The sequence below is a fragment of the Streptomyces sp. P3 genome (assembly GCF_003032475.1).
Classification (GTDB): domain Bacteria; phylum Actinomycetota; class Actinomycetes; order Streptomycetales; family Streptomycetaceae; genus Streptomyces.
In genome coordinates, this window is record NZ_CP028369.1 from 1,293,090 (window position 1) to 1,316,229 (window position 23,140).

General features: G+C 65.6%; 19 protein-coding genes and 1 pseudogene. 3 read left to right on the plus strand and 17 right to left on the minus strand.

Annotation, left to right across the window (positions count from 1 at the left end; genetic code table 11):
- Positions 1 to 13: 13 nt before the first annotated feature.
- The 9 genes from rpsS to C6376_RS05770 all read right to left on the minus strand — a co-directional run bounded on the left by rpsS (position 14) and on the right by C6376_RS05770 (position 6,830).
- Entirely contained in the window at positions 14 to 295 is a 282-nt protein-coding gene (gene rpsS, locus C6376_RS05730) for a 30S ribosomal protein S19 (protein WP_018528354.1), read from the minus strand.
- Between the two features lie 12 nt (positions 296 to 307).
- Positions 308 to 1,144, minus strand: coding sequence for a 50S ribosomal protein L2 (gene rplB, locus C6376_RS05735; protein ID WP_057584677.1), 837 nt, complete (start codon positions 1,142 to 1,144; stop codon positions 308 to 310).
- Between the two features lie 40 nt (positions 1,145 to 1,184).
- Positions 1,185 to 1,604, minus strand: a complete 420-nt coding sequence (gene rplW, locus C6376_RS05740; RefSeq protein ID WP_057584678.1) for a 50S ribosomal protein L23 — start codon at positions 1,602 to 1,604, stop codon at positions 1,185 to 1,187.
- Positions 1,604 to 2,263: a 50S ribosomal protein L4 gene (gene rplD, locus C6376_RS05745; protein ID WP_057584679.1), complete on the minus strand. Its 660-nt coding sequence runs from the start codon at positions 2,261 to 2,263 to the stop codon at positions 1,604 to 1,606. Before rplD ends, rplW begins: the two co-directional genes overlap by 1 nt.
- Positions 2,264 to 2,271: 8 nt before the next feature.
- The gene (gene rplC, locus C6376_RS05750) at positions 2,272 to 2,916 is read right to left on the minus strand and encodes a 50S ribosomal protein L3 (protein WP_057584680.1); all 645 of its coding nucleotides are present in this window, start codon (positions 2,914 to 2,916) and stop codon (positions 2,272 to 2,274) included.
- 17 nt (positions 2,917 to 2,933) lie between these two features.
- Entirely contained in the window at positions 2,934 to 3,242 is a 309-nt protein-coding gene (gene rpsJ, locus C6376_RS05755) for a 30S ribosomal protein S10 (RefSeq protein WP_003948644.1), read from the minus strand.
- Positions 3,243 to 3,993: 751 nt separating this feature from the next.
- Positions 3,994 to 4,524, minus strand: coding sequence for a hypothetical protein (locus tag C6376_RS05760; protein WP_107442410.1), 531 nt, complete (start codon positions 4,522 to 4,524; stop codon positions 3,994 to 3,996).
- Between the two features lie 39 nt (positions 4,525 to 4,563).
- Positions 4,564 to 6,378: an alpha/beta hydrolase gene (locus C6376_RS05765; protein WP_107442412.1), complete on the minus strand. Its 1,815-nt coding sequence runs from the start codon at positions 6,376 to 6,378 to the stop codon at positions 4,564 to 4,566.
- Between the two features lie 5 nt (positions 6,379 to 6,383).
- On the minus strand, positions 6,384 to 6,830 hold the full coding sequence (locus C6376_RS05770; protein ID WP_107442413.1) for a hypothetical protein: 447 nt from the start codon (positions 6,828 to 6,830) through the stop codon (positions 6,384 to 6,386).
- Between the two features lie 145 nt (positions 6,831 to 6,975).
- Here C6376_RS05770 and C6376_RS05775 point away from each other — a divergent pair, with 145 nt between their 5' ends.
- Entirely contained in the window at positions 6,976 to 7,287 is a 312-nt protein-coding gene (locus tag C6376_RS05775; RefSeq protein WP_107442415.1) for a hypothetical protein, read from the plus strand.
- 73 nt (positions 7,288 to 7,360) lie between these two features.
- Positions 7,361 to 7,483: pseudogene (locus C6376_RS43710) on the plus strand (ATP-binding protein); the annotation flags it as partial.
- 200 nt (positions 7,484 to 7,683) lie between these two features.
- Here the strand turns inward: C6376_RS43710 and tuf are convergent.
- The 4 genes from tuf to rpsL all read right to left on the minus strand — a co-directional run bounded on the left by tuf (position 7,684) and on the right by rpsL (position 12,053).
- The gene (tuf, locus tag C6376_RS05780; protein ID WP_057584687.1) at positions 7,684 to 8,877 is read right to left on the minus strand and encodes an elongation factor Tu; all 1,194 of its coding nucleotides are present in this window, start codon (positions 8,875 to 8,877) and stop codon (positions 7,684 to 7,686) included.
- 164 nt (positions 8,878 to 9,041) lie between these two features.
- Positions 9,042 to 11,168, minus strand: a complete 2,127-nt coding sequence (fusA, locus tag C6376_RS05785) for an elongation factor G (RefSeq protein ID WP_107442416.1) — start codon at positions 11,166 to 11,168, stop codon at positions 9,042 to 9,044.
- A 39-nt stretch (positions 11,169 to 11,207) separates the two neighbouring features.
- Positions 11,208 to 11,678 carry a 30S ribosomal protein S7 gene (gene rpsG, locus C6376_RS05790; RefSeq protein ID WP_030788318.1) on the minus strand — a complete coding sequence of 157 codons (471 nt, stop codon included), beginning with the start codon at positions 11,676 to 11,678 and terminating at the stop codon, positions 11,208 to 11,210.
- Between the two features lie 3 nt (positions 11,679 to 11,681).
- Entirely contained in the window at positions 11,682 to 12,053 is a 372-nt protein-coding gene (gene rpsL, locus C6376_RS05795; RefSeq protein WP_003948652.1) for a 30S ribosomal protein S12, read from the minus strand.
- Between the two features lie 789 nt (positions 12,054 to 12,842).
- Here rpsL and C6376_RS05800 point away from each other — a divergent pair.
- Complete coding sequence (locus tag C6376_RS05800; protein ID WP_159083159.1) at positions 12,843 to 13,364, plus strand: RICIN domain-containing protein; 522 nt, start codon at positions 12,843 to 12,845, stop codon at positions 13,362 to 13,364.
- A 516-nt stretch (positions 13,365 to 13,880) separates the two neighbouring features.
- Here C6376_RS05800 and C6376_RS05805 read toward each other — a convergent pair.
- From C6376_RS05805 to rplJ, 4 genes are all read right to left on the minus strand, one after another.
- Positions 13,881 to 17,780 (minus strand): DNA-directed RNA polymerase subunit beta', encoded by a 3,900-nt coding sequence (locus tag C6376_RS05805; protein WP_107442418.1) that lies wholly within the window; start codon positions 17,778 to 17,780, stop codon positions 13,881 to 13,883.
- A gap of 110 nt (positions 17,781 to 17,890) precedes the next feature.
- Positions 17,891 to 21,376 (minus strand): DNA-directed RNA polymerase subunit beta, encoded by a 3,486-nt coding sequence (rpoB, locus tag C6376_RS05810; RefSeq protein WP_107442419.1) that lies wholly within the window; start codon positions 21,374 to 21,376, stop codon positions 17,891 to 17,893.
- Between the two features lie 579 nt (positions 21,377 to 21,955).
- Positions 21,956 to 22,336 carry a 50S ribosomal protein L7/L12 gene (gene rplL, locus C6376_RS05820; protein WP_107442421.1) on the minus strand — a complete coding sequence of 127 codons (381 nt, stop codon included), beginning with the start codon at positions 22,334 to 22,336 and terminating at the stop codon, positions 21,956 to 21,958.
- 126 nt (positions 22,337 to 22,462) lie between these two features.
- Complete coding sequence (rplJ, locus tag C6376_RS05825; protein WP_057584693.1) at positions 22,463 to 22,993, minus strand: 50S ribosomal protein L10; 531 nt, start codon at positions 22,991 to 22,993, stop codon at positions 22,463 to 22,465.
- Positions 22,994 to 23,140: the final 147 nt, after the last annotated feature.

Below are 23,140 nucleotides of genomic sequence, written 5' to 3' on the forward strand. Positions count from 1 at the left end.
TTCCACCCCGCTGTTAGCGGCGCTTCGACTTCCGGTCGTCCTTGACGTGACCCCGGAAGGTGCGCGTCGGCGAGAACTCGCCGAGCTTGTGGCCGACCATCGACTCGGTGACAAACACCGGAATGTGGGTCTTGCCGTTGTGCACCGCGATCGTGTGACCCAGCATGCTGGGAATGATCATCGAGCGACGGGACCAGGTCTTGATGACGTTCTTGGAACCGGCTTCGTTCTGGGCGTCCACCTTCTTCACGAGGTGTCCGTCGACGAAGGGCCCCTTCTTGAGACTGCGCGGCATCTAAACCCGCTCCTAGCGCTTCTTGTTCGTCTTGCGGCGGCGGACGATGTACTTGTTCGAAGCCTTCTTCGGCGAACGAGTACGACCCTCCTTCTGACCCCAGGGGCTGACCGGGTGGCGACCACCGGAGGTCTTGCCCTCACCACCACCGTGGGGGTGGTCAACCGGGTTCATCGCCACACCGCGAACGGTCGGGCGGACGCCCAGCCAGCGCTTGCGGCCGGCCTTGCCCCAGTTGATGTTGCTCTGCTCGGCGTTGCCGACCTCGCCGACCGTGGCGCGGCAGCGCTGGTCGACCAGGCGGATCTCACCGGACGGCATGCGGAGGTGGGCCATGGTGCCCTCCTTCGCGAGCAGCTGCACGGAGGCACCGGCGGAGCGGGCGAACTTGGCGCCGCCACCCGGACGGATCTCGATCGCGTGGATCGTGGTACCGACCGGGATGTTGCGGATCGCCAGGTTGTTGCCCGGCTTGATGTCGGCCCCGGGACCGTTCTCGACGCGGTCGCCCTGCTGCAGGTTGCGCGGGGCGAGGATGTAGCGCTTCTCACCGTCGGCGTAGTGCAGCAGCGCGATGCGCGCGGTGCGGTTGGGGTCGTACTCGATGTGCGCGACCTTCGCCGGCACGCCGTCCTTGTCGTGACGACGGAAGTCGATCACTCGGTAGGCGCGCTTGTGTCCGCCACCCTGGTGGCGAACGGTCACACGACCGGCGTTGTTACGGCCGCCCTTGCTGTGCAGCGGGCGGACCAGCGACTTCTCCGGCGTGGACCGCGTGACCTCGACGAAGTCGGCGACGCTGGAGCCACGACGGCCCGGCGTAGTCGGCTTGTACTTGCGGATTCCCATTATTCAGTCCTCGTCCGATATCGGACGATCCAGACCGCCCTCAGGCGGTCGGACCGCCGAAGATGTCGATACGGTCGCCCTCAGCAAGGGTCACGATCGCGCGCTTCGTGCCGGCACGCTGACCGAAACCGGTCTTGGTGCGCTTGCGCTTACCGATGCGGTTGATCGTGTTGACCCCGGTGACCTTGACCGAGAAGACCGCCTGGACGGCCTGCTTGATCTGGGTCTTGTTGGCGTTCGGGTCGACGATGAACGTGTACTTGTTCTCGTCGAGGAGCGCGTAGCTCTTCTCCGACACGACCGGCTTCAGCAGCACGTCACGGGGGTCCGTGTACGCCTTGCTGGGCGCGGTGACGACGGTGTTCTTGCCCTCGGCCTCGTGACGCTTCGCCTTGGCGACGCGGGCGGCCTTGGCGGCCTTGGCCGCCTTGGAGGCGATGCTCGGGTGACGCGTAGCCATCAGGCGTCACTCCCTTCGGTGTCGTTGGCCTTGTTCGGGCCGGACACGAAGGACTCAAGAGCGGCCTGGGTGAAGACCACGTCGTCCGAGACGATCACGTCGTACGTGTTCAGCTGGCCCGGCTCCAGGATGTGCACCTGGGGCAGGTTGCGGGCGGACAGCCACGCGGCCTCGTCGGCGCGGTCGACGACCAGGAGCAGGTTCTTGCGCTCCGAGATCTTGCCGAACAGCGTGCGAGCGGCCTTGGTGGAGGGAGCCTCGCCCTCGATCACGCCGGTGACGACGTGAATGCGGTTGTGGCGGGCCCGGTCGGTGAGGGCGTGACGCAGAGCGGCAGCCTTCATCTTCTTCGGGGTCCGCTGCGAGTAGTCACGCGGCTGCGGGCCGTGGACGACGCCACCGCCGGCGAACTGCGGCGCGCGGGTCGAGCCCTGGCGCGCACGGCCGGTGCCCTTCTGACGGTAAGGCTTCTTACCGCCACCGCGAACCTCGCCACGGGTCTTGGTCTTGTGCGTGCCCTGACGGGCAGCCGCGTTCTGCGCGACGACGACCTGGTGGATCAGCGGGATGCTGACCTTCTCCACGCCGAAGATCTCCGCGGGGAGCTCGACGCTACCGGTCTTCTCGCCTGCAGGCGAAAGGATGTCAACAGTGCTCATCGGTTACCTCAGGCCCCCTTGGCCGCGGTGCGGACCAGGACGAGGCCGCCGTTCGGACCGGGGACAGCGCCCTTGATGAGCAGCAGACCCTTCTCCGCGTCAACGGCGTGGACGGTCAGGTTCTGGGTGGTGACACGCTCGTTGCCCATGCGACCCGCCATGCGGAGGCCCTTGAACACGCGGCCCGGGGTGGCGCAGCCACCGATGGAACCGGGCGAGCGGTGCTTGCGCTGGGTGCCGTGTCCGGCGCCGAGGCCCTTGAAGTTGTGACGCTTCATGACACCGGCGAAGCCCTTGCCCTTGCTCTTGCCGGTCACGTCGACCTTCACGCCGGCCTCGAACACCTCAGCGGTGATCTCCTGGCCCAGCGTGTACTCGGAGGCGTCCGCGGTGCGGATCTCGACGAGGTGGCGACGGGGAGTGACGTCGGCCTTGGCGAAGTGACCCTTGAGGGGCTTGTTCACCTTGCGCGGGTCGATCTCGCCGAAGGCGATCTGGACGGACTCGTAGCCGTCGCTGTCGTTCGTACGGACCTGGGTGACGACGTTGGGGCTGGCCTTGACGACGGTGACCGGAACAACGCGGTTGTTCTCGTCCCACACCTGCGTCATGCCGAGCTTCTCGCCCAGGATGCCCTTGATCTGCTTGGTCATATCTCAGATCACCGGCCTCAGAGCTTGATCTCGATGTCGACACCGGCCGGGAGGTCGAGTCGCATCAGAGAGTCAACGGTCTTGGGAGTCGGGTCGAGAATGTCGATCAGGCGCTTGTGCGTGCGCATCTCGAAGTGCTCGCGCGAGTCCTTGTACTTGTGCGGCGACTTGATGACGCAGTACACGTTCTTCTCAGTGGGCAGCGGCACCGGGCCCGCGACCGACGCACCAGTGCGGGTCACCGTCTCGACGATCTTCTTCGCCGAGGAGTCGATGACCTCGTGGTCGTAGGCCTTGAGCCGGATGCGGATCTTCTGTCCCGCCATGGCTACTCAGTAGTCCTGTCTCTTTGTCCGCTCCGGAACCCGATGTTCCATTTCACCTTCTCCTCCGACCCACGCGGTCGGGCGTGTCGCTCTCCCGCTGACACAGATGTCCCTTGTTCGAACATCCCTGCGGAATGCACACGGCCCTACCGGAACCGCAAGCCGGGGGCGGAAGGCCCACCGGGCGCCTGGCCGGTGCCGCACTGCGCTTCCCGAAAGATTCCCGTACGTCCGCCCCAGCGCTGCCATCAGGCAGTTAGGGCGACGAGTACTGTGGGACTCGCTTCCGGTCCTCCCGGCGGGAGGCGCACAGCATCAACACTCGACCGAGCAACTCCGACAGTCTGCCATATGGGGCAGCGCCCTGGCCAATCGAGCCGGAGACAATACCCCGGGCGTGACGCAGGTCAAACGCAGGGTGCGGAGAGTCTGCGCGAACGAGGCGCCCGCGCGGCCCCGATCAGGATCCCGGGCGGCCCGAGCCGTTCCACCATCCGGGCGTCGGCGGGTCCAGTCTGCGCCACCGAGAACCCCGCACCCGCGATGTCGTGATCCTGCTCTGGACGCTCGTGGCATCGAGGATCCGACTGGAATGTACCGAGATTTCGGCCTTTACCGTTTCGGTGGACCGGGGCTTCGGCTCGTAGTCGATGAACTCTCACTTTCCTGAAGGGGCGAGTAGCCGGCCGCCAGGCGAGAGCGGATACAGCGATCATGCCTCTCACGCCGACGAGCACCCTCACGCCCGACATCAGAAGCGTTCGACCTCCTCACCATCGGGGACCTTGTAACAGCCGGAGACGAGGTCCAGGCTCAGCTTTGGCGGATCGTTCTTCGCCATCTGAACGATGTGCACACCCACCTTCAGCTTGTCGTTGTCAGCGATCAGGGTGATGTTCTTGTTCTTACTGGTGTCCGGGCCATGACTGACGATCTTCCATCCCTTTTTCGGCAGTTCCGTCTTGAGCCGCTCCATCGCGACAGAGAGGTCACTCGCCGAGGCAGGGTAGAAACTCCAGGGATGGAACACCCGGAAATAGGTCTTCGCGTCCTTATCCGAACAGTCCATGACTCCCGGCCGGGTGTCGGACGTCTTACCCCTGACACCGATCAGGTCGTAGATGCCACTGGAAACCTTTTCCATCACGTCGGAGGCGTCAGACGAAGTGCTTGTGCCGGCGGACGGAATTTCATCGGAATCACTGTCAGTCATGCTGCATCCGGTGAGAATAGTGAGGGCGAATGGAACGGCAAGCAGGGGAGCGCTGAGTTTGGTCTTCACGTCAGGGGCCTTACTCCATGGGCAGGGTTGCCGGCTTGTCTACTTCACGTGCGCCCACGGGTCCGGTGGCGGCTTCAGTGTCGCGTCATCGCCCTTCCCGACAACAACCAGAGCCTGATTCTTCAAACTCTGCGAACTCGTGCCCGAGTCTGCGTCCCTGTCCCAATAGCCACTGTGTCCCTCGGTATCCGTGGTCATCTGGTTGGCACCGAATTCTGGATCGCTGGGGATGACGAAGTCGCGCCCGCTGTGGCGCAAACGACCGATGTCCGGAACCACGTCTCCCTCGGCCTCCTCGTTCCACACATGTCCCTTGGGGACGTCCATTTCCTCCGCGCTGGACACCTTGACTCCAGGACTGCCCGCCAAGATGACGTCGTCGGCGTTGAGGTGACCCGTCTCAGCTGCGGCACCGACGAGAGTCGTCCCGTACGAGTGGGCGATCACGGTGGTATGCGACGGTGCAGCACCGGAATGGGATGCGTCGAGTCCGTCCATGAAATTCCGGAAAGCCGGAGCGCCGTCGTACGCGTAGTGTTCGAACGGCGCATCCTTGACCACGTCGTCAGGTGCGTCATAGCCGAGCCAAGTGATGGTGGACACGCTTTTTCCGTCGGCTTCGTCGTGGGCAGCACGCCAAACGTTTTCCATCCGGTTCATGTTCCCCTCGATGCCGGGCAGGTCCGACGTGGTACCCGGCACATAGACCGCCGTGTGATCCGCGGTGTCCGGGTTTCCGTTGGCAACGATCGCTCGGCCGTCTTTATCGGCACTGAACCCCAGCAAGTAAGCCTCAGGCAGTCCATTCGTGCCGGTCGAATCGAAGCGTTTCTGAATGGCGTTTATACCCTTGAGGGACTTGTTCAGATGGTCGTACCGCTCGCCGTATTTGTTGTACCACTCCATCCATTCATCGGTGTGCACCTTGGACGGGTAGCCACCGGCGGTGATGTAGGTCCACTCATTCAGGGGCGGGCTCGGGATCGAGTTCAGCTCTGTCCGCATCGCGCCCCGCGTCTCGTCGAACACAATGCGGTTGGCCTCGTCGCGGACCGTGGCGGGCACGCCGTCGAGCGCGCCCACGGCGTCGGGGCGCATGGAGATCCATGCGGCTTGTTCCTCTGGGGAAAGCCCGTTCCACCACTCCGCGTTGTCCTTCGGAAGTCCGTCCTTGGGCGGCTGGGGCAGTGAGTCGAGGTACTTCTTGCCCGCGTCGCGGACCCCGCTCGTGTCGGAGGACGCGTCGGACCAGTCGCCGTCGGAGACGGTCAGGTCGTCGTCCGCCTTCAGCGCGAGCAGCTTCGGTGCCCACTTCTCATCGGCCTCCGTGGCCTCCTTCAGGGCGGCGGCGATCTGGTCGGCGTAGTCCTGGGCGAGGCGGTGGTTGGGGTTGGGGTCGACATTGGCCGACTGACGGCCGATCGCGGCGGCCGTGCCGTCCGTCAACCCGCCCACCGTTCCGCCGTCGGGGATCTTGCCGTCCTCGCCTTTCTCCCCGCCCGCCGGATACGTGATCGAACCGTCGGCGTTCACCGTCAGGTTCGCGGCCTGCGCACCGTCGAGGGCCGCGTCGAGCTTTCTCCTGGCCGCGCCCACCTCGTAGGAGAACGCCTCCAGAGCCGTACTGACGAGACCGCATTCGACCTGGATGTAGTGGAAGTTCTTGCCCAACTCCCCCAGTTCCTTGATCGCAGCCGTCGCGGCCTCGCCCTTCAGCGAGTTCCTCATCGCCACCACGATCTGGTTCTCGATACGGTCCTTGGCCGCACTCGCCATGTCAGACGTGCTGCGGTAACCGTCCGCCGCCTCGGAGTACTCGGTCGGCTTGAGGGCCTTCAGCGTTGCGAGTTCCATGACGCCTAGAACCGCCCGTCGTCCTGGCCGCCGAGCACCGCCGTATCGGCGTACTGCACCCTCAAGTTGCCGATCTCGGCCTCGATCGCCTCGTCCGTCTTCAGCTGGTCGTTGCCCACCTTCTCCAGCAGGCTGGAGAGTTTCCCGCAGCGCCCGCTGACGTTCTTGACGTACTTCTCCCAGGACTCGTGAACGGCCTTCTGCGACGCCGCCGTCATACAGCCGGCATCCTCACCGAGACCCTTCTGACCGTCCGCCAGCTCGACCCCCACCTTGCTGAGGTCCTCACGGATCGAGCCGACGTCACTGCCGGCCTTGGACCAGGCCGGCTTGTTCGAGACCAGCGTGCCGCCGCTGCCACCCGGGTCGAGCGGAACGTGGTTGAGCTGCATCCGGGTCCCGTGCCGCTCAGCCGCCGCGCTCTTGAGCTGCTCCCACTCGTCCCACGCCACGCGTGTCTCCCCTTGTCCCCGTTGTCACTGCAAACTTGGCATGTACCGTAGCGCGTTCCTCGCAGAGCCAGTTGAGTACCCGTACCTACGTCGCGGACGTACGTGTTCGGATGCGTCGGACGCACGGCGCTGGTGGAGTGGAGCCATGACCAAGACGGAGCCCCTGCCGACCTGCCTCCCTGAGCCCCACAAGACGTGGTGGCGAGCCCCCTTCGTGGCCTCCGTGTTCGGGCTGCCGGTTCTCGCGATGGAGTACGCCGTCACCTTGGATCACGACGGCATGGGGCAGTACGGCGGCATGATCTACACGGCCATGGCCCTGTACGCCCTCGCCTGGGTCCTGCCGCACCGTCTCTCGCTGCGGATGCCCCGTATCCTGGCGGCCGGCGCGGCGCTGCTGATCACGTTCTTTCCGGTGGGGCTCCTGGTCCTACTGGCCGCGATGGTCTCCGCCTGACGCGTGGGCCACGAACTCCGTCCCGCTGCGGCGACCTGGAAGACGTGCCCGCCGTGGCCTTGGAGTCACGGTGTCCGGCCGCGGGCTGCACCTCGTGGACGCACTCGCCGACCGGTGGGGAGTGAGTGAGGGGCGCTGGCCGCGCAAGACGGTCTGGGCCGAGATCCGCACATCGCCGGCGGAGGCCCGCGAGTGATCCGTGCGCGCCCTGCGCCGGCTACGAGCGCCCCCCTTGGTCTCACCGGCCCAGTGATCCCCGTAGCGACGGTTGCGCCTCCCGTGGCGCGACCGCCCTCGTCCGAGCCCGCTACGGCGAGAGGGCCCGTACGACCGGAGTCGTACGGGCCCTCTCAGGTTGCTCAGCTCAGGCTGGAGCTACCAGGTCGATCAACGGACTTACTTGTTGATCTTGGTGACCTGGCCGGCGCCGACCGTCCGGCCACCCTCGCGGATGGCGAACTTCAGGCCCTCTTCCATGGCGACGGGCTGGATGAGCTCCACCTTCATCTCGGTGTTGTCACCCGGCATGACCATCTCGGTGCCCTCGGGGAGGGTCACGACGCCGGTCACGTCCGTCGTACGGAAGTAGAACTGCGGACGGTAGTTGTTGAAGAAGGGGGTGTGACGGCCACCCTCGTCCTTCGACAGGATGTAGGCCTGGGCCTCGAACTCGGTGTGCGGCGTGACCGAACCCGGCTTGATGATGACCTGGCCGCGCTCGACGTCCTCGCGCTTGATGCCACGAAGCAGCAGACCGACGTTCTCACCGGCCTGGCCCTCGTCGAGCAGCTTGCGGAACATCTCGATGCCGGTGACCGTGGTGGTGGTCTTGTCCTGCTTGATGCCGATGATGTCGACGGTCTCGTTGACCTTCAGGACACCACGCTCGATACGGCCGGTGACGACCGTACCGCGACCGGTGATCGTGAAGACGTCCTCGACGGGCATGAGGAACGGCTTGTCGACGTCACGCTCGGGGGTCGGGATCGACTCGTCGACCGCGGCCATGAGCTCCAGGACGGTCTTCGCCCACTCCGGGTCGCCCTCGAGGGCCTTGAGCGCCGAGACCTTGACGACCGGCAGGTCGTCGCCCGGGAACTCGTACTCGGAGAGGAGCTCACGGACCTCGAGCTCGACGAGCTCCAGGATCTCCTCGTCGTCCACCATGTCGGCCTTGTTCAGGGCGACGACGATGTACGGAACGCCGACCTGGCGGGCCAGGAGCACGTGCTCCTTGGTCTGCGGCATCGGGCCGTCGGTGGCGGCGACGACGAGGATGGCGCCGTCCATCTGCGCCGCACCCGTGATCATGTTCTTGATGTAGTCCGCGTGACCGGGGCAGTCGACGTGGGCGTAGTGACGCGTCTCGGTCTGGTACTCGACGTGCGCGATGGAGATGGTGATACCGCGCTGGCGCTCCTCAGGAGCCTTGTCGATCTGGTCGAAGGCCGAGGCCTCGTTCAGGTCCGGGTACGCGTCGTGCAGCACCTTGGTAATGGCGGCCGTGAGGGTCGTCTTACCGTGGTCGATGTGACCGATGGTGCCGATGTTGACGTGCGGCTTAGTCCGCTCGAACTTCGCCTTCGCCACTGGGGTCCTCCTGGGAGTGGTTCTGGAACGCCTTGCTTCATCGGCGCCAGGTGATCTTTGCTGTCAAATCCCGGGGCCGGGGCAAACACCCACGATCCTTGACGAATGCGGGTGGTTGCCCCAGAGGCTCCGGAGTCAAGCCTAAAGCGTGTGAACGCGGTGCGTTACTCGCCCTTGGCCTTCGCGATGATCTCCTCGGCGACGTTCCGGGGAACCTCGGCGTAGGAGTCGAACTGCATCGAGTAGCTCGCGCGACCCGACGTCTTGCTGCGGAGGTCGCCGACGTAGCCGAACATCTCCGACAGGGGCACCAGGCCCTTGACGACGCGGGCACCGGCCCGCTCCTCCATGGCCTGGATCTGACCACGGCGGGAGTTGATGTCGCCGATGACCTCACCCATGTAGTCCTCGGGCGTGGTGACCTCGACGGCCATCATCGGCTCGAGCAGCACGGGGCTGGCCTTGCGTGCGGCCTCCTTGAAGGCCTGCGAACCGGCGATCTTGAAGGCGAGCTCGGAGGAGTCGACCTCGTGGTAGCCGCCGTCGAGCAGGATGACGCGCACGCCGGTCATCTCGTAACCGGCGAGGATGCCGAACTGCATGGCCTCCTGCGCACCGGCGTCGACCGAAGGGATGTACTCCTTCGGGATACGACCACCGGTCACCTTGTTCACGAACTCGTACGACGCGTCGCCGCCCTCGATGGGCTCGATCGCGATCTGCACCTTGGCGAACTGGCCGGTACCGCCGGTCTGCTTCTTGTGCGTGTAGTCGACCCGGTCGACCGCCTTGCGGATGGTCTCGCGGTAGGCGACCTGCGGCTTACCGACGTTGGCCTCGACCTTGAACTCACGGCGCATACGGTCGACCAGCACCTCGAGGTGCAGTTCGCCCATGCCGCCGATGATGGTCTGGCCGGTCTCCTCGTCCGAGTGGACCTGGAACGACGGGTCCTCCTCGGCCAGGCGCTGGATCGCGATGCCCAGCTTCTCCTGGTCGCCCTTCGACTTGGGCTCGATGGCGACCTGGATGACCGGGGCCGGGAAGTCCATGGACTCCAGGATCACCGGGTTCTTGTCGTCGCACAGCGTCTCGCCGGTCGTGGTCTGCTTCAGACCCATGACGGCGACGATGTCGCCGGCGCCGACCGCCTCGATCTCCTCACGCTTGTTCGCGTGCATGCGGTAGATCTTGCCGATGCGCTCCTTCTTGCCCTTGACGGAGTTCAGCACGGCAGTGCCGGACACCAGGCGGCCCGAGTAGACCCGGACGAAGGTGAGCTTGCCAAGGTGCGGGTCGCTCATGATCTTGAACGCGAGGGCGGACAGCGGCTCGTCCTCGGACGGCTTGCGCTTGACGACCTGCTCCGGGTCCTTCACGTCGTGGCCTTCGATGGCCTCGACGTCCAGGGGGGAGGGCAGGTAGCGCACGACCGCGTCGAGCAGGGGCTGGACGCCCTTGTTCTTGAACGCGGTGCCACAGAACACCGGGGTGACGGTGACGCCGTCGGACTTGCCGGACGCGATGGTGATGCGACGGATCGCGGCGTACAGCTGCTCCACGGACGGCTCCTGGCCCTCCAGGTACAGCTCCATGATCTCGTCGTCGTTCTCGGCGACGGTCTCGACGAGCTTGCCGCGGTACTCCTCGGCAGCCTCGGTGTGGGTGGACGGGATGTCGACGACGTCGTACATCTCGCCCTTCTCCGCCTCGGCGGACCACACGAAGGCCTTCATCGTGACCAGGTCGACGACGCCCTTGAAGTCGGCCTCGGCACCGATCGGCAGCTGCATCACGATCGGGGTCGCGCCCAGGCGGCCGCTGATCATGTCGACGCAACGGTGGAACTCGGCACCGGTCCGGTCGAGCTTGTTGACGAAGCAGATGCGCGGGACGCCGTAACGGTCCGCCTGACGCCACACGGTCTCGGACTGGGGCTCGACGCCGGCAACGCCGTCGAACACCGTCACAGCGCCGTCGAGCACACGCAGGGAACGCTCCACCTCGACGGTGAAGTCGACGTGACCCGGGGTGTCGATGATGTTGATGGTGTGGTCGACGTCGGCGAGCGGCCAGTGACAGGTGGTGGCAGCAGAGGTGATCGTGATGCCACGCTCCTGCTCCTGCTCCATCCAGTCCATGGTCGCGGCGCCGTCGTGGACCTCACCGATCTTGTAGGAGACGCCGGTGTAGAACAGGATCCGCTCGGTGGTGGTCGTCTTGCCCGCGTCGATGTGGGCCATGATCCCGATGTTGCGGACCTTGGCCAGGTCAAGTGAAGTGGTAGCCATAAGGCTTTCGTCTTCTCTCGGTCTCGATGTGGGTAGCGACTACCAGCGGTAGTGCGCGAAGGCCTTGTTGGACTCGGCCATCTTGTGGGTGTCCTCGCGCTTCTTCACAGCGGCGCCGAGGCCGTTGGACGCGTCGAGAAGCTCGTTGAGCAGGCGCTCGGTCATGGTCTTCTCGCGACGGGCGCGGGAGTAGCCGACGAGCCAGCGCAGCGCCAGCGTGCTCGCGCGGCCGGGCTTGACCTCGACCGGAACCTGGTAGGTCGCGCCACCGACACGGCGGGACTTGACCTCGATGGTCGGCTTGATGTTCTCGAGAGCGCGCTTCAGCGTGATGACCGGGTCGTTGCCGGTCTTCTCGCGCAGGCCCTCCATGGCACCGTAGACGATGCGCTCGGCGGTGGAGCGCTTGCCGTTCAGCAGCACCTTGTTGATGAGCGACGTGACAAGAGGAGAACCGTAGACCGGGTCGATGATGACCGGGCGCTTCGGGGCAGGGCCCTTACGAGGCATTTCTTACTTCTCCTTCTTGGCGCCGTAGCGGCTGCGGGCCTGCTTGCGGTTCTTGACACCCTGGGTGTCGAGGGAGCCGCGGATGATCTTGTAGCGAACACCCGGCAGGTCCTTCACACGGCCACCACGCACGAGCACGATGGAGTGCTCCTGCAGGTTGTGTCCCTCACCCGGAATGTAAGCAGTGACCTCGATCCCGCTGGTCAGACGCACACGCGCGACCTTACGCAGGGCCGAGTTCGGCTTCTTCGGGGTGGTCGTGAACACGCGCGTGCAGACGCCGCGGCGCTGAGGAGAACCCTCGAGTGCGGGCGTCTTGTTCTTCTCGACCTTGTCCTGCCGGCCCTTACGGACCAGCTGCTGGATCGTAGGCACTACTTCTCCGGTTTCTGTGTGCCGATTTGTACAGCTAACCTGGAACTTCGCCGACCCACGCGGTCGGGTGTGTCGGACCTGCGGACTTCCGCCGCGAGGCAGGAAGGGGCGCGGATCGCGGTGGCCATTGCTACGGCCCCGATGCGGTTGCAGACACGCACATGGGCCAGGGCACACCCCAGGCACAAGGTCTGAGCGTACCTAGCGCACCGACTCCGGTCAAAACAAAGGCGGCGGGACCGGGGCGCCGGGCCCCCTGCGGGTCCCAACTGGGGGTATGGAGTGCGCGACATCCTCATCACAGCCTGTTGACGGACGGTTCGGTCGCGCACGGCCGGCCGGACCGAACCTGGACCCTGGTGAGAGTCAAGACCCCGAGGGGCGGCGGCCCGCGATAGGGACGCCGCTGCGGCCGAGCGCGCGAAGGAGCGCCTCCCGCACGTGTACATGTGGACTCGCCCGTCCCCACCGCCGTCCGACACGGACTCTCCGGGTCCGGTGCCGACCCGACCTCGTCGATACGGGCTTCGTGCACCGGAGTCTCGCGACCCGCGAGAAGCGGCGACCTCGCGGCCACGGAGTGCAGCTCATCGGACTTGGGTGTCCGATAAAACCGGCCACCATTAATGTCACCCGATAATCTGTCGGCAATGACCCCCGCGATCCAACCCACACGGGGTCCGAAGGTTTGCACTCCGGCACATCCAAGCCGGAGCATCAAGGTCGATTTTCGGCCGGTCACGCCTCTCAGTCCGATCGCGGGAAATTCATCCCTGAAAGAGCTCCGGAGTGATTTCCAATATGAACAGGCTCACGCGCGTCACCATCGCGGCAGGTGCCACGTCGGCTGCATTGTCGATGCTTGTCGGGTTCGCGCCGACAGCATCCGCGGCGACCGGCCCGCGGATGATCAACGCGAACGGCTACTGTCTGGGAAGCCAGAACGGCGCCAACAAGACGAACGCCATTCAGTGGTACTGCAACAAGAACCCCGATCAGATCTGGGGCCTCCACTCGGCGGGGACGGATTCCCGCGGTACCTACTACCGGGTGACCAACGACAACGGCCAGTGCCTGGGCATCAGCGGCATCTCGAAGGCGTCCGGCGCAGCTGCCACGGTATGGGACTGCAACGGCCACAATGACCAGCTGTGGTACTGGCAGAATGGCTCCGGCGCGGGTTGGCACAAGCTGATCAACCGGAATTCGGGGATGTGCCTCGGCACCTCGGGAAGTGCTGTCGGAGCCAAGGCGATTCAGTGGTCCTGCAATGGCAACCCGGACCAGGAGTGGGGCCCGTTGAACGGCTGAGCGCCGCACACCCCGTCTCGGCAGCATGAAGCAGCGGGCCGGCACTCCAGTACGGCCTCACGGCCCACTGCGGGTCAGAAAGGTCCACGGCACACGGACTTTGCTGACCCTCGAATGCTTCTTTCGTGCGTCAGTAAATTGATATGAGCAGGGCTCCTCCTCGTTTCGCGGTGCGCTATGCCCCACGACAACGAACGAGGAGCCTCGTTCGTGTGTGGTCGAGCCAGGCTCGACGTCCTGAATGAGCTGGTTGCACATTTTCTCCAGGCTCATTTCTGGCCGAATTGTGAGCGCGGCTGCTGGTGGCAACCCGTCGACCTGCAGCCCACCGACACGAGCAGCACCTGGTGCGGTGCAGCCCCGCCGGGGCTCGGGAGACCGGCCGCCCTGCCGCCCACCGGAGCGCCCGTCGCCCGCCGCCGCGTCAGCACCTCCTGCCGGCGTCCACCCGGTCACGCCGAAGGGCGGCCACCCCCCAACGGGAGTGACCGCCCTTCGGCATCTCAGACGTACGCCTTACTGGTTGTACGGACCGTAGTCGTAGTCCTCCAGCGGAACGGCCTGGCCGGAGCCCGTGCCGAACGGCGAGTAGTCGATGTCGTCGTAACCGACGGCCGAGTACATCGCGGCCTTGGCCTCCTCGGTCGGCTCGACCCGGATGTTGCGGTAGCGGGACAGACCCGTACCGGCCGGGATGAGCTTACCGATGATGACGTTCTCCTTGAGGCCGATCAGGGAGTCGGACTTGGCGTTGATCGCCGCGTCCGTGAGGACCCTGGTCGTCTCCTGGAAGGACGCCGCCGACAGCCAGGACTCCGTGGCCAGCGAGGCCTTGGTGATACCCATGAGCTGCGGACGACCGGAGGCCGGGTGACCGCCCTCCTGCACCACACGACGGTTCTCGACCTCGAACTTCGAGCGCTCGACGAGCTCGCCGGGCAGCAGCTCGGCGTCGCCGGACTCGATGATCGTCACACGGCGGAGCATCTGCCGGATGATGATCTCGATGTGCTTGTCGTGGATCGACACGCCCTGCGAGTTGTACACCTTCTGGACCTCGCCGACCAGGTGGACCTGGACGGCACGCTGACCCAGGATGCGCAGCACGTCGTGCGGGTTGGTGGCACCCACGGTGAGCTTCTGGCCCACCTCGACGTGCTCGCCCTCGCTGACCAGGAGTCGGGCGCGCTTGGAGATCGGGAACGCCGTCTCGTCGCTGCCGTCGTCCGGCGTGATGACGATCTTCTTCGTCTTCTCGGTCTCCTCGATCCGCACGCGGCCGGAGGCTTCGGAGATCGGGGCGACACCCTTCGGGGTACGGGCCTCGAAGAGCTCGACGACACGCGGCAGACCCTGGGTGATGTCGTCACCGGCCACACCACCGGTGTGGAAGGTACGCATCGTCAGCTGGGTGCCGGGCTCACCGATGGACTGGGCGGCGATGATGCCGACCGCCTCACCGATGTCGACCAGCTTGCCGGTGGCCAGCGAGCGGCCGTAGCACATGGCGCACGTGCCGACCTGCGACTCACAGGTCAGGATCGAGCGGGTCTTGACCTCCTCGACACCGTGGCGCACCAGCTGGTCGATGAGCACGTCGCCCAGGTCCACGTTGGCCGGCGCGATCACCTTGCCGTCGATGACGACGTCCTCGGCGAGCATGCGGGCGTAGACGCTGGTCTCGACGTCGTCCGTCTTGCGCAGGACGCCGTCCTCGCCGCGGACGGCGATCTTCAGCTTCAGACCGCGCTCGGTGCCACAGTCCTCCTCGCGGATGATGACGTCCTGCGAGACGTCCACCAGACGACGGGTCAGGTAACCCGAGTCGGCGGTACGCAGGGCGGTGTCCGCCAGACCCTTACGGGCGCCGTGCGTGGAGATGAAGTACTCCAGCACGGACAGGCCCTCACGGAAGGACGCCTTGATCGGACGCGGGATGGTCTCGTTCTTCGCGTTCGACACCAGACCACGCATACCGGCGATCTGCCGCATCTGCATCATGTTTCCTCGGGCGCCCGAGTCAACCATCATGAAGATGGGGTTGGTCTTGGGGAAGTTCGCGTTCATCGCCTCGGCGACCTCGTTGGTCGCCTTGGTCCAGATCGCGATGAGCTCCTGCGTGCGCTCTTCCTTGGTGATCAGACCACGCTCGTACTGCTTCTGAACCTTCTCGTCCTGCGCCTCGTAGCCCGCGACGATGGCCTTCTTCGCCTCGGGGACGACGACGTCGGAGATGGCCACGGTGACACCGGAGCGGGTACCCCAGTAGAAGCCGGCCGACTTCAGGTTGTCGAGCGTCGCCGCCACGATGACCTTGGGGTAGCGCTCCGCGAGGTCGTTGACGATCTCGCCGAGCTGCTTCTTGCCCACCGAGTAGTCGACGAACGGGTAGTCCTCGGGCAGCAGCTCGTTGAAGAGCGCGCGGCCCAGGGTCGTCCGCAGCCGGAAGGTGTCACCCTGCTGCCACTCGGGGTCGCCCTCCTCCTGCGCCGGCGGCGTCCAGCCACGCGGCGGGATGGTGCCCACCGGGAAGCGGATGTCGATCGCCGACTGCAGCGCGAGCTCACCGGCGTCGAACGCCATGATCGCCTCGGCCGTGGAGCCGAACGCGCGGCCCTCGCCCTTGGTGTCGCGCAGCTCGCCGTCGGTGGTGAGGAAGAACAGACCGAGGACCATGTCCTGGGTCGGCATCGTCACCGGACGGCCGTCGGCGGGCTTGAGGATGTTGTTCGAGGACAGCATCAGGATGCGGGCCTCGGCCTGCGCCTCCGCGGAGAGCGGCAGGTGGACGGCCATCTGGTCACCGTCGAAGTCCGCGTTGAACGCGGTGCAGACGAGCGGGTGGATCTGGATGGCCTTGCCCTCGACCAGCTGCGGCTCGAAGGCCTGGATGCCCAGGCGGTGCAGGGTGGGCGCACGGTTCAGCAGCACCGGGTGCTCGGCGATGACCTCTTCGAGGACGTCGTACACAACGGTGCGGCCGCGCTCCACCATGCGCTTGGCGCTCTTGATGTTCTGCGCGTGGTTGAGGTCCACGAGCCGCTTCATCACGAACGGCTTGAACAGCTCCAGCGCCATCGCCTTCGGCAGACCGCACTGGTGCAGCTTCAGCTGCGGACCGACGACGATCACGGAACGCGCGGAGTAGTCCACACGCTTGCCGAGCAGGTTCTGACGGAAGCGGCCCTGCTTGCCCTTGAGCATGTCGGACAGCGACTTCAGCGGACGGTTGCCGGGGCCCGTGACCGGGCGACCACGACGGCCGTTGTCGAAGAGCGCGTCGACGGCCTCCTGGAGCATGCGCTTCTCGTTGTTCACGATGATCTCGGGCGCGCCGAGGTCGAGAAGCCGCTTCAGGCGGTTGTTGCGGTTGATCACACGGCGGTACAGGTCGTTCAGGTCGGAGGTCGCGAAGCGGCCACCGTCCAGCTGCACCATCGGGCGGAGGTCCGGCGGGATGACCGGCACGCAGTCCAGCACCATGCCCTTGGGGCTGTTGCTGGTCTGCAGGAACGCGGAGACGACCTTCAGGCGCTTGAGCGCACGGGTCTTCTTCTGGCCCTTGCCGGTACGGATGATCTCGCGGAGACGCTCGGCCTCCTCGTCGAGGTCGAAGGACTCCAGGCGCTTCTGCAGCGCGGCGGCGCCCATCGAGCCGTCGAAGTACGTGCCGAAGCGGTCACGCAGCTCGCGGTAGAGCAGTTCGTCGCCCTCGAGGTCCTGGACCTTGAGGTTCTTGAAGCGCGTCCACACCTCGTCGAGGCGGTCGATCTCGCGCTGCGCACGGTCGCGCAGCTGCTTCATCTCACGCTCGGCACCTTCGCGCACCTTGCGGCGCACGTCGGCCTTGGCGCCCTCGGCCTCGAGCTCGGCCAGGTCGGTCTCGAGCTTCTTGGCGCGGGCCTCGAGGTCGGAGTCGCGACGGTTCTCGATCTGCTGACGCTCGACGGAGACGTGCGCCTCCAGCGACGGCAGGTCACGCGTGCGGCGCTCGTCGTCGACGTACGTGATCATGTACGCCGCGAAGTAGATGACCTTCTCGAGGTCCTTGGGAGCCAGGTCGAGCAGGTAGCCCAGACGGCTCGGGACACCCTTGAAGTACCAGATGTGGGTGACGGGAGCGGCCAGCTCGATGTGGCCCATCCGCTCACGACGCACCTTGGCGCGAGTGACCTCGACGCCGCAGCGCTCGCAGATGATGCCCTTGAAGCGGACGCGCTTGTACTTGCCGCAGTAGCACTCCCAGTCCCGGGTCGGACCGAAGATCTTCTCGCAGAAGAGTCCGTCCTTTTCGGGCTTGAGCGTGCGGTAGTTGATGGTCTCGGGCTTCTTGACCTCGCCGTGGCTCCACTGACGGATGTCGTCAGCGGTAGCCAGACCGATCCGGAGCTCGTCGAAGAAGTTGACGTCGAGCACTATGCGTCAATCCCTCTCAGGGTTGTAAGTCTTGGGGTCTGATACGGGGGTCCCGGGGCCGGCCGGAGGTTCAGGGAATTTCATCGCAGAACCTCCGGACCGGACTCCCGTCAGACCTCTTCGACGCTGCTCGGCTCGCGCCGGGACAGGTCGATGCCGAGCTCCTCCGCCGCGCGGAAGACGTCCTCGTCGGTGTCACGCATCTCGATGGACATACCGTCGCTGGACAGCACCTCCACGTTCAGGCAGAGAGACTGCATCTCCTTGATGAGCACCTTGAAGGACTCGGGGATGCCGGGCTCGGGGATGTTCTCGCCCTTGACGATGGCCTCGTAGACCTTCACGCGGCCGGTGACGTCGTCGGACTTGATGGTCAGGAGCTCCTGGAGGGCGTACGCGGCGCCGTAAGCCTCCAGCGCCCACACCTCCATCTCACCGAAGCGCTGACCGCCGAACTGCGCCTTACCGCCCAGCGGCTGCTGGGTGATCATCGAGTACGGGCCGGTCGAACGGGCGTGCAGCTTGTCGTCGACCAGGTGGTGGAGCTTGAGGATGTACATGTACCCGATGGAGATCGGGTCCGGGAACGGCTCGCCGGAGCGGCCGTCGAACAGCCTCGCCTTGCCGGTCGGCTGCACCATGCGCTCGCCGTCGCGGTTCGGGATGGTGTGGTTCAGCAGACCCGCGAGCTCGTCCTCACGGGCGCCGTCGAACACCGGGGTGGCGACGTTGGTGCCCGGGGCGACCTGGTCGGCGCCGATGACCTGCAGGCGCTGCGCCCAGTCCTCGCCGAGACCGGAGACGTCCCAGCCGCGGCTGGCGAGCCAGCCGAGGTGGATCTCCAGCACCTGTCCCGGGTTCATTCGGGACGGCACACCCAGCGGGTTGAGGATGATGTCGACCGGGGTCCCGTCCTCGAGGAACGGCATGTCCTCGATGGGCAGGATCTTGGAGATGACGCCCTTGTTGCCGTGACGGCCGGCGAGCTTGTCACCGTCCGTGATCTTGCGCTTCTGCGCCACGTAGACACGAACCAGCTGGTTCACGCCCGGCGGCAGCTCGTCGCCCTCTTCACGGTCGAAGACGCGGACGCCGATGACCTTGCCGATCTCGCCGTGCGGCACCTTCAGCGAGGTGTCACGGACCTCACGGGCCTTCTCGCCGAAGATCGCGCGCAGCAGGCGCTCCTCCGGGGTCAGCTCGGTCTCGCCCTTGGGCGTGACCTTGCCGACCAGGATGTCGCCGGCGACGACCTCGGCGCCGATGCGGATGATGCCGCGCTCGTCGAGGTCGGCGAGGACCTCCTCGGAGACGTTCGGGATGTCCCGGGTGATCTCCTCGGGGCCGAGCTTGGTGTCACGGGCGTCGACCTCGTGCTCCTCGATGTGGATCGAGGAGAGGACGTCGTCCTGCACGAGGCGCTGCGACAGGATGATCGCGTCCTCGTAGTTGTGACCCTCCCACGGCATGAACGCCACGAGCAGGTTCTTGCCGAGCGCCATCTCGCCGTTCTCGGTGGCCGGGCCGTCGGCGAGGACCTGACCGGTGATGATCCGGTCGCCCTCGTTGACGATGACCTTCTGGTTGACCGAGGTGCCCTGGTTGGAGCGCGAGAACTTGGCCAGGCGGTACGTGATGTACGTGCCGTCGTCGTTGGTCGTGGTGATGTAGTCCGCGGAGACCTCCTGGACCACACCGTCCTTCTCGGCCTTGACCACGTCACCGGCGTCGACGGCGGAGCGGTACTCCATGCCGGTGCCGACGAGCGGGGCCTCGCTCTTGATGAGCGGCACGGCCTGTCGCATCATGTTCGCGCCCATGAGGGCACGGTTGGCGTCGTCGTGCTCGAGGAACGGGATCATGGCGGTCGCGACCGACACCATCTGGCGCGGCGAGACGTCCATGTAGTCCACGTCGTCACCGGGGACGTAGTCGACCTCGCCGCCACGACGGCGGACCAGCACGCGGTTCTCGGTGAAGCGCATGTCGTCGTCGAGCGTGGCGTTGGCCTGCGCGATGACGAAGCGGTCCTCCTCGTCGGCCGTCAGGTAGTCGACCTCGTCGGTGACGACGTCGCCGTCGACCCTGCGGTACGGAGTCTCCACGAAACCGAACGCGTTGACGCGGCCGTACGAGGCGAGCGAGCCGATCAGACCGATGTTCGGGCCTTCGGGCGTCTCGATCGGGCACATGCGGCCGTAGTGGGACGGGTGCACGTCACGGACCTCGAAGCCGGCCCGCTCACGGGAGAGACCACCCGGGCCAAGAGCCGACAGACGGCGCTTGTGGGTGAGACCCGACAGCGGGTTGTTCTGGTCCATGAACTGCGACAGCTGGCTGGTGCCGAAGAACTCCTTGATGGAGGCGACGACCGGCCGAATGTTGATCAGGGTCTGCGGCGTGATCGCCTCGACGTCCTGGGTCGTCATCCGCTCACGGACGACTCGCTCCATACGCGCCAGACCCGTGCGGACCTGGTTCTGGATGAGCTCGCCGACGCTGCGCAGACGACGGTTGCCGAAGTGGTCGATGTCGTCGGTCTCGACGACGATCGTCGTGCCGTTGTCGGCGCCCGTCTCGGTCTCGCCGGCGTGCAGCTTGACCAGATACTTGATCGTCGAGATGACGTCCTCGACGGTCAGCACGCCCGCGTCGAGCGGGGCGTCCGCGCCCAGCTTCTTGTTGACCTTGTAGCGGCCGACCTTCGCGAGGTCGTAGCGCTTGGGGTTGAAGTAGAGGTTCTCGAGCAGCGTCTGCGCGGCCTCACGCGTGGGGGGCTCGCCCGGACGCAGCTTGCGGTAGATGTCGAGCAGCGCGTCGTCCTGGCCCTGGGTGTGGTCCTTCTCCAGGGTGGCGCGCATGGACTCGTACTCGCCGAACTCCTCGAGGATCTGCTCGGTGGTGTAGCCGAGAGCCTTCAGAAGGACGGTGACGGACTGCTTGCGCTTGCGGTCGATACGGACACCGACCATGTCGCGCTTGTCGATCTCCATCTCCAGCCAGGCGCCCCGGGAAGGGATGATCTTGGCCGAGAAGATGTCCTTGTCGGACGTCTTGTCGATGGAGGAGTCGAAGTAGACACCCGGCGAACGGACCAGCTGCGACACCACGACACGCTCGGTGCCGTTGATGACGAAGGTGCCCTTGTTCGTCATGAGCGGGAAGTCGCCCATGAAGACCGTCTGGGACTTGATCTCGCCGGTCTCGTTGTTGGTGAACTCGGCCGTCACGAAGAGCGGGGCCGCGTACGTGAAGTCACGGTCCTTGCACTCGTCGATGCTGTTCTTCGGCGGCTCGAAACGGTGGTCGCGGAACGTCAGCGACATCGACCCGGAGAAGTCCTCGATCGGGGAGATCTCCTCGAAGATCTCCTCCAGACCGGACTTGGTGGGGACGTCCTGACCGGACTCCAGAGCCGCCTCGACCCGACTCTGCCAGGCGGTGTTCCCGAGCAGCCAGTCAAAGCTCTCGGTCTGCAACGCGAGCAGGTTGGGAACCTCGAGCGGCTCCTTGATCTTTGCAAAAGAGATGCGCAGCGGGGCAGTGCTGGCGGCGTTGTTCGTATTCGAGGTCGAGGCGTTGCGCGAGGCGGCCAAGAGGGGGTCCTTCCGAGGGCTCGGACTCACTACGCGCGTACCGGCCCCTCAGTCCCGGGCACGGAGACAGATATTCCCCGATTGGCGAAAAGGCCAGGTGGGAGATGATCTGGTCGTCCGGACTCAAGTGAGGGCATGCCCCTGGTGACGGGCAGGGGACAGCTAACAGGCAGCGCAAAGGGTCAGTGTAGCCACTTGGCACACTGATGTCCAGTGCGGGTTCTTCGAGACCCTCGTAGTTCTCAACGCCCTCGGTCCGGTAGCCCTCAACGCACGGTGATACTGCCCTCTTCGCCGTCGATCCATGCCTCGGATACGGATCCTTGTGACGACGCGTCCTGAGAATTGCGCGCTGCGTGCGGTTCGTCAAGGCCCCCTGGCGCGAACCGGGGCGCCCGGAGACACGACGAAGATCACCATACCCCCCGCTCAGAGGGGTACGAGGCAACCGTGGCCGCGCTCCCAGGAACGCCGAAGAGCGACCACCCAGATGGATGATCGCTCCTCGGTGCGTGGGCGTTACAGCCCCGGGAGGGGCAGTTTCAGCCTTCGCGTGCGGTCGTCGCCGACCGCGGGGTGTTACTTGACCTCGACGGAGGCGCCGGCGGCCTTGAGGGACTCGGCAGCCTTCTCGGCGGCCTCCTTGGCGACCTTCTCGAGAACGGGCTTCGGGGCGCCGTCCACGAGGTCCTTGGCCTCCTTGAGACCCAGGGAGGTCAGCTCACGCACGACCTTGATGACCTGGATCTTCTTCTCGCCGGCGCCGGTGAGGACGACGTCGAACTCGTCCTGCTCCTCAGCGGCCTCGGTAACGGCGACGGGGCCGACCGGGGCAGCGGCGACCGCGGCGGCGGCGGTGACGTCGAACTTCTCCTCGAAGGCCTTCACGAACTCGGAGAGCTCGATGAGGGTCATCTCCTCGAACTGCGCGAGCAGGTCTTCCTGGCTGAGCTTCGCCATGGTGGGCGATCCTTCCACTAATTCGGCTGGTGCCGGTATGTACATGTGTGGCGGGCGTACTGTCGGCCCGCTACGACCTCTGCCTCAGGCGGGACGCCTCAGGCCGCGGTCATTTCGCGAGCCGAGTTACTCGGCACCGCCCTGCTCGGCCTGCTTGGCGCGAAGAGCGTCCACGGTGCGGACGAGCTTCGAGGGAAGCGCCTGGAAGAGCTGAGCAGCCTGAGACTGCTTGCCCTTGAAGGCACCCGCCAGCTTGCTGAGCAGAACCTCGCGGGACTCGAGGTCCGCAAGCTTCTTGATCTCGTCGGCGGACAGCGCCTTGCCGTCAAGGACACCGCCCTTGATGACGAGGTTCGGGTTGTCCTTGGCGAAGTCACGAAGACCCTTCGCCGACTCCACCGGGTCACCGGTGATGAAGGCGACCGCCGTCGGACCGTTGAAAAGGTCGTCGAGCGTGTTGATCCCGGCCTCGTTGGCCGCAATCTTGGTCAGCGTGTTCTTCACCACGGCGTACTGGGCGTTCTCACCGAGCGAACGACGCAGCGTCTTGAGCTGCGCCACGGTGAGACCCCGGTACTCGGTCAGCACGGCGGCGTTCGAACTGCGGAACGCGTCCGTCAGCTCGGCTACCGCGGCAGCCTTGTCGGGCCTTGCCATAGAGCGTCGGCCTCCTTCCGGGTGATGAGGACCGCTCAGAAGGGGCTGTGACAGACGAAACGCCCCGGCGCAGGCGCACGGGGCGTGGCTCGACCGAACGAATTCCGTGGAAGGAGTTCTGTTCGGGAGCACATCCACTGACACCTG

Excerpts from the sequence above, each read along its gene's own strand:
- rplC (WP_057584680.1), bottom strand. The coding sequence starts at position 2,916 with ATGACCAAGCAGATCAAGGGCATCCTGGGCGAGAAGCTCGGCATGACG.
- rpsJ (WP_003948644.1), bottom strand. The coding sequence starts at position 3,242 with ATGGCGGGACAGAAGATCCGCATCCGGCTCAAGGCCTACGACCACGAG.
- rplJ (WP_057584693.1), bottom strand. The coding sequence starts at position 22,993 with ATGGCAAGGCCCGACAAGGCTGCCGCGGTAGCCGAGCTGACGGACGCG.
- rplD (WP_057584679.1), bottom strand. The coding sequence starts at position 2,263 with ATGAGCACTGTTGACATCCTTTCGCCTGCAGGCGAGAAGACCGGTAGC.
- fusA (WP_107442416.1), bottom strand. The coding sequence starts at position 11,168 with ATGGCTACCACTTCACTTGACCTGGCCAAGGTCCGCAACATCGGGATC.
- C6376_RS05765 (WP_107442412.1), bottom strand. The coding sequence starts at position 6,378 with ATGGAACTCGCAACGCTGAAGGCCCTCAAGCCGACCGAGTACTCCGAG.
- C6376_RS05775 (WP_107442415.1), top strand. The coding sequence starts at position 6,976 with ATGACCAAGACGGAGCCCCTGCCGACCTGCCTCCCTGAGCCCCACAAG.
- rplL (WP_107442421.1), bottom strand. The coding sequence starts at position 22,336 with ATGGCGAAGCTCAGCCAGGAAGACCTGCTCGCGCAGTTCGAGGAGATG.
- rplB (WP_057584677.1), bottom strand. The coding sequence starts at position 1,144 with ATGGGAATCCGCAAGTACAAGCCGACTACGCCGGGCCGTCGTGGCTCC.
- rpsS (WP_018528354.1), bottom strand. The coding sequence starts at position 295 with ATGCCGCGCAGTCTCAAGAAGGGGCCCTTCGTCGACGGACACCTCGTG.
- rplW (WP_057584678.1), bottom strand. The coding sequence starts at position 1,604 with ATGGCTACGCGTCACCCGAGCATCGCCTCCAAGGCGGCCAAGGCCGCC.
- rpsG (WP_030788318.1), bottom strand. The coding sequence starts at position 11,678 with ATGCCTCGTAAGGGCCCTGCCCCGAAGCGCCCGGTCATCATCGACCCG.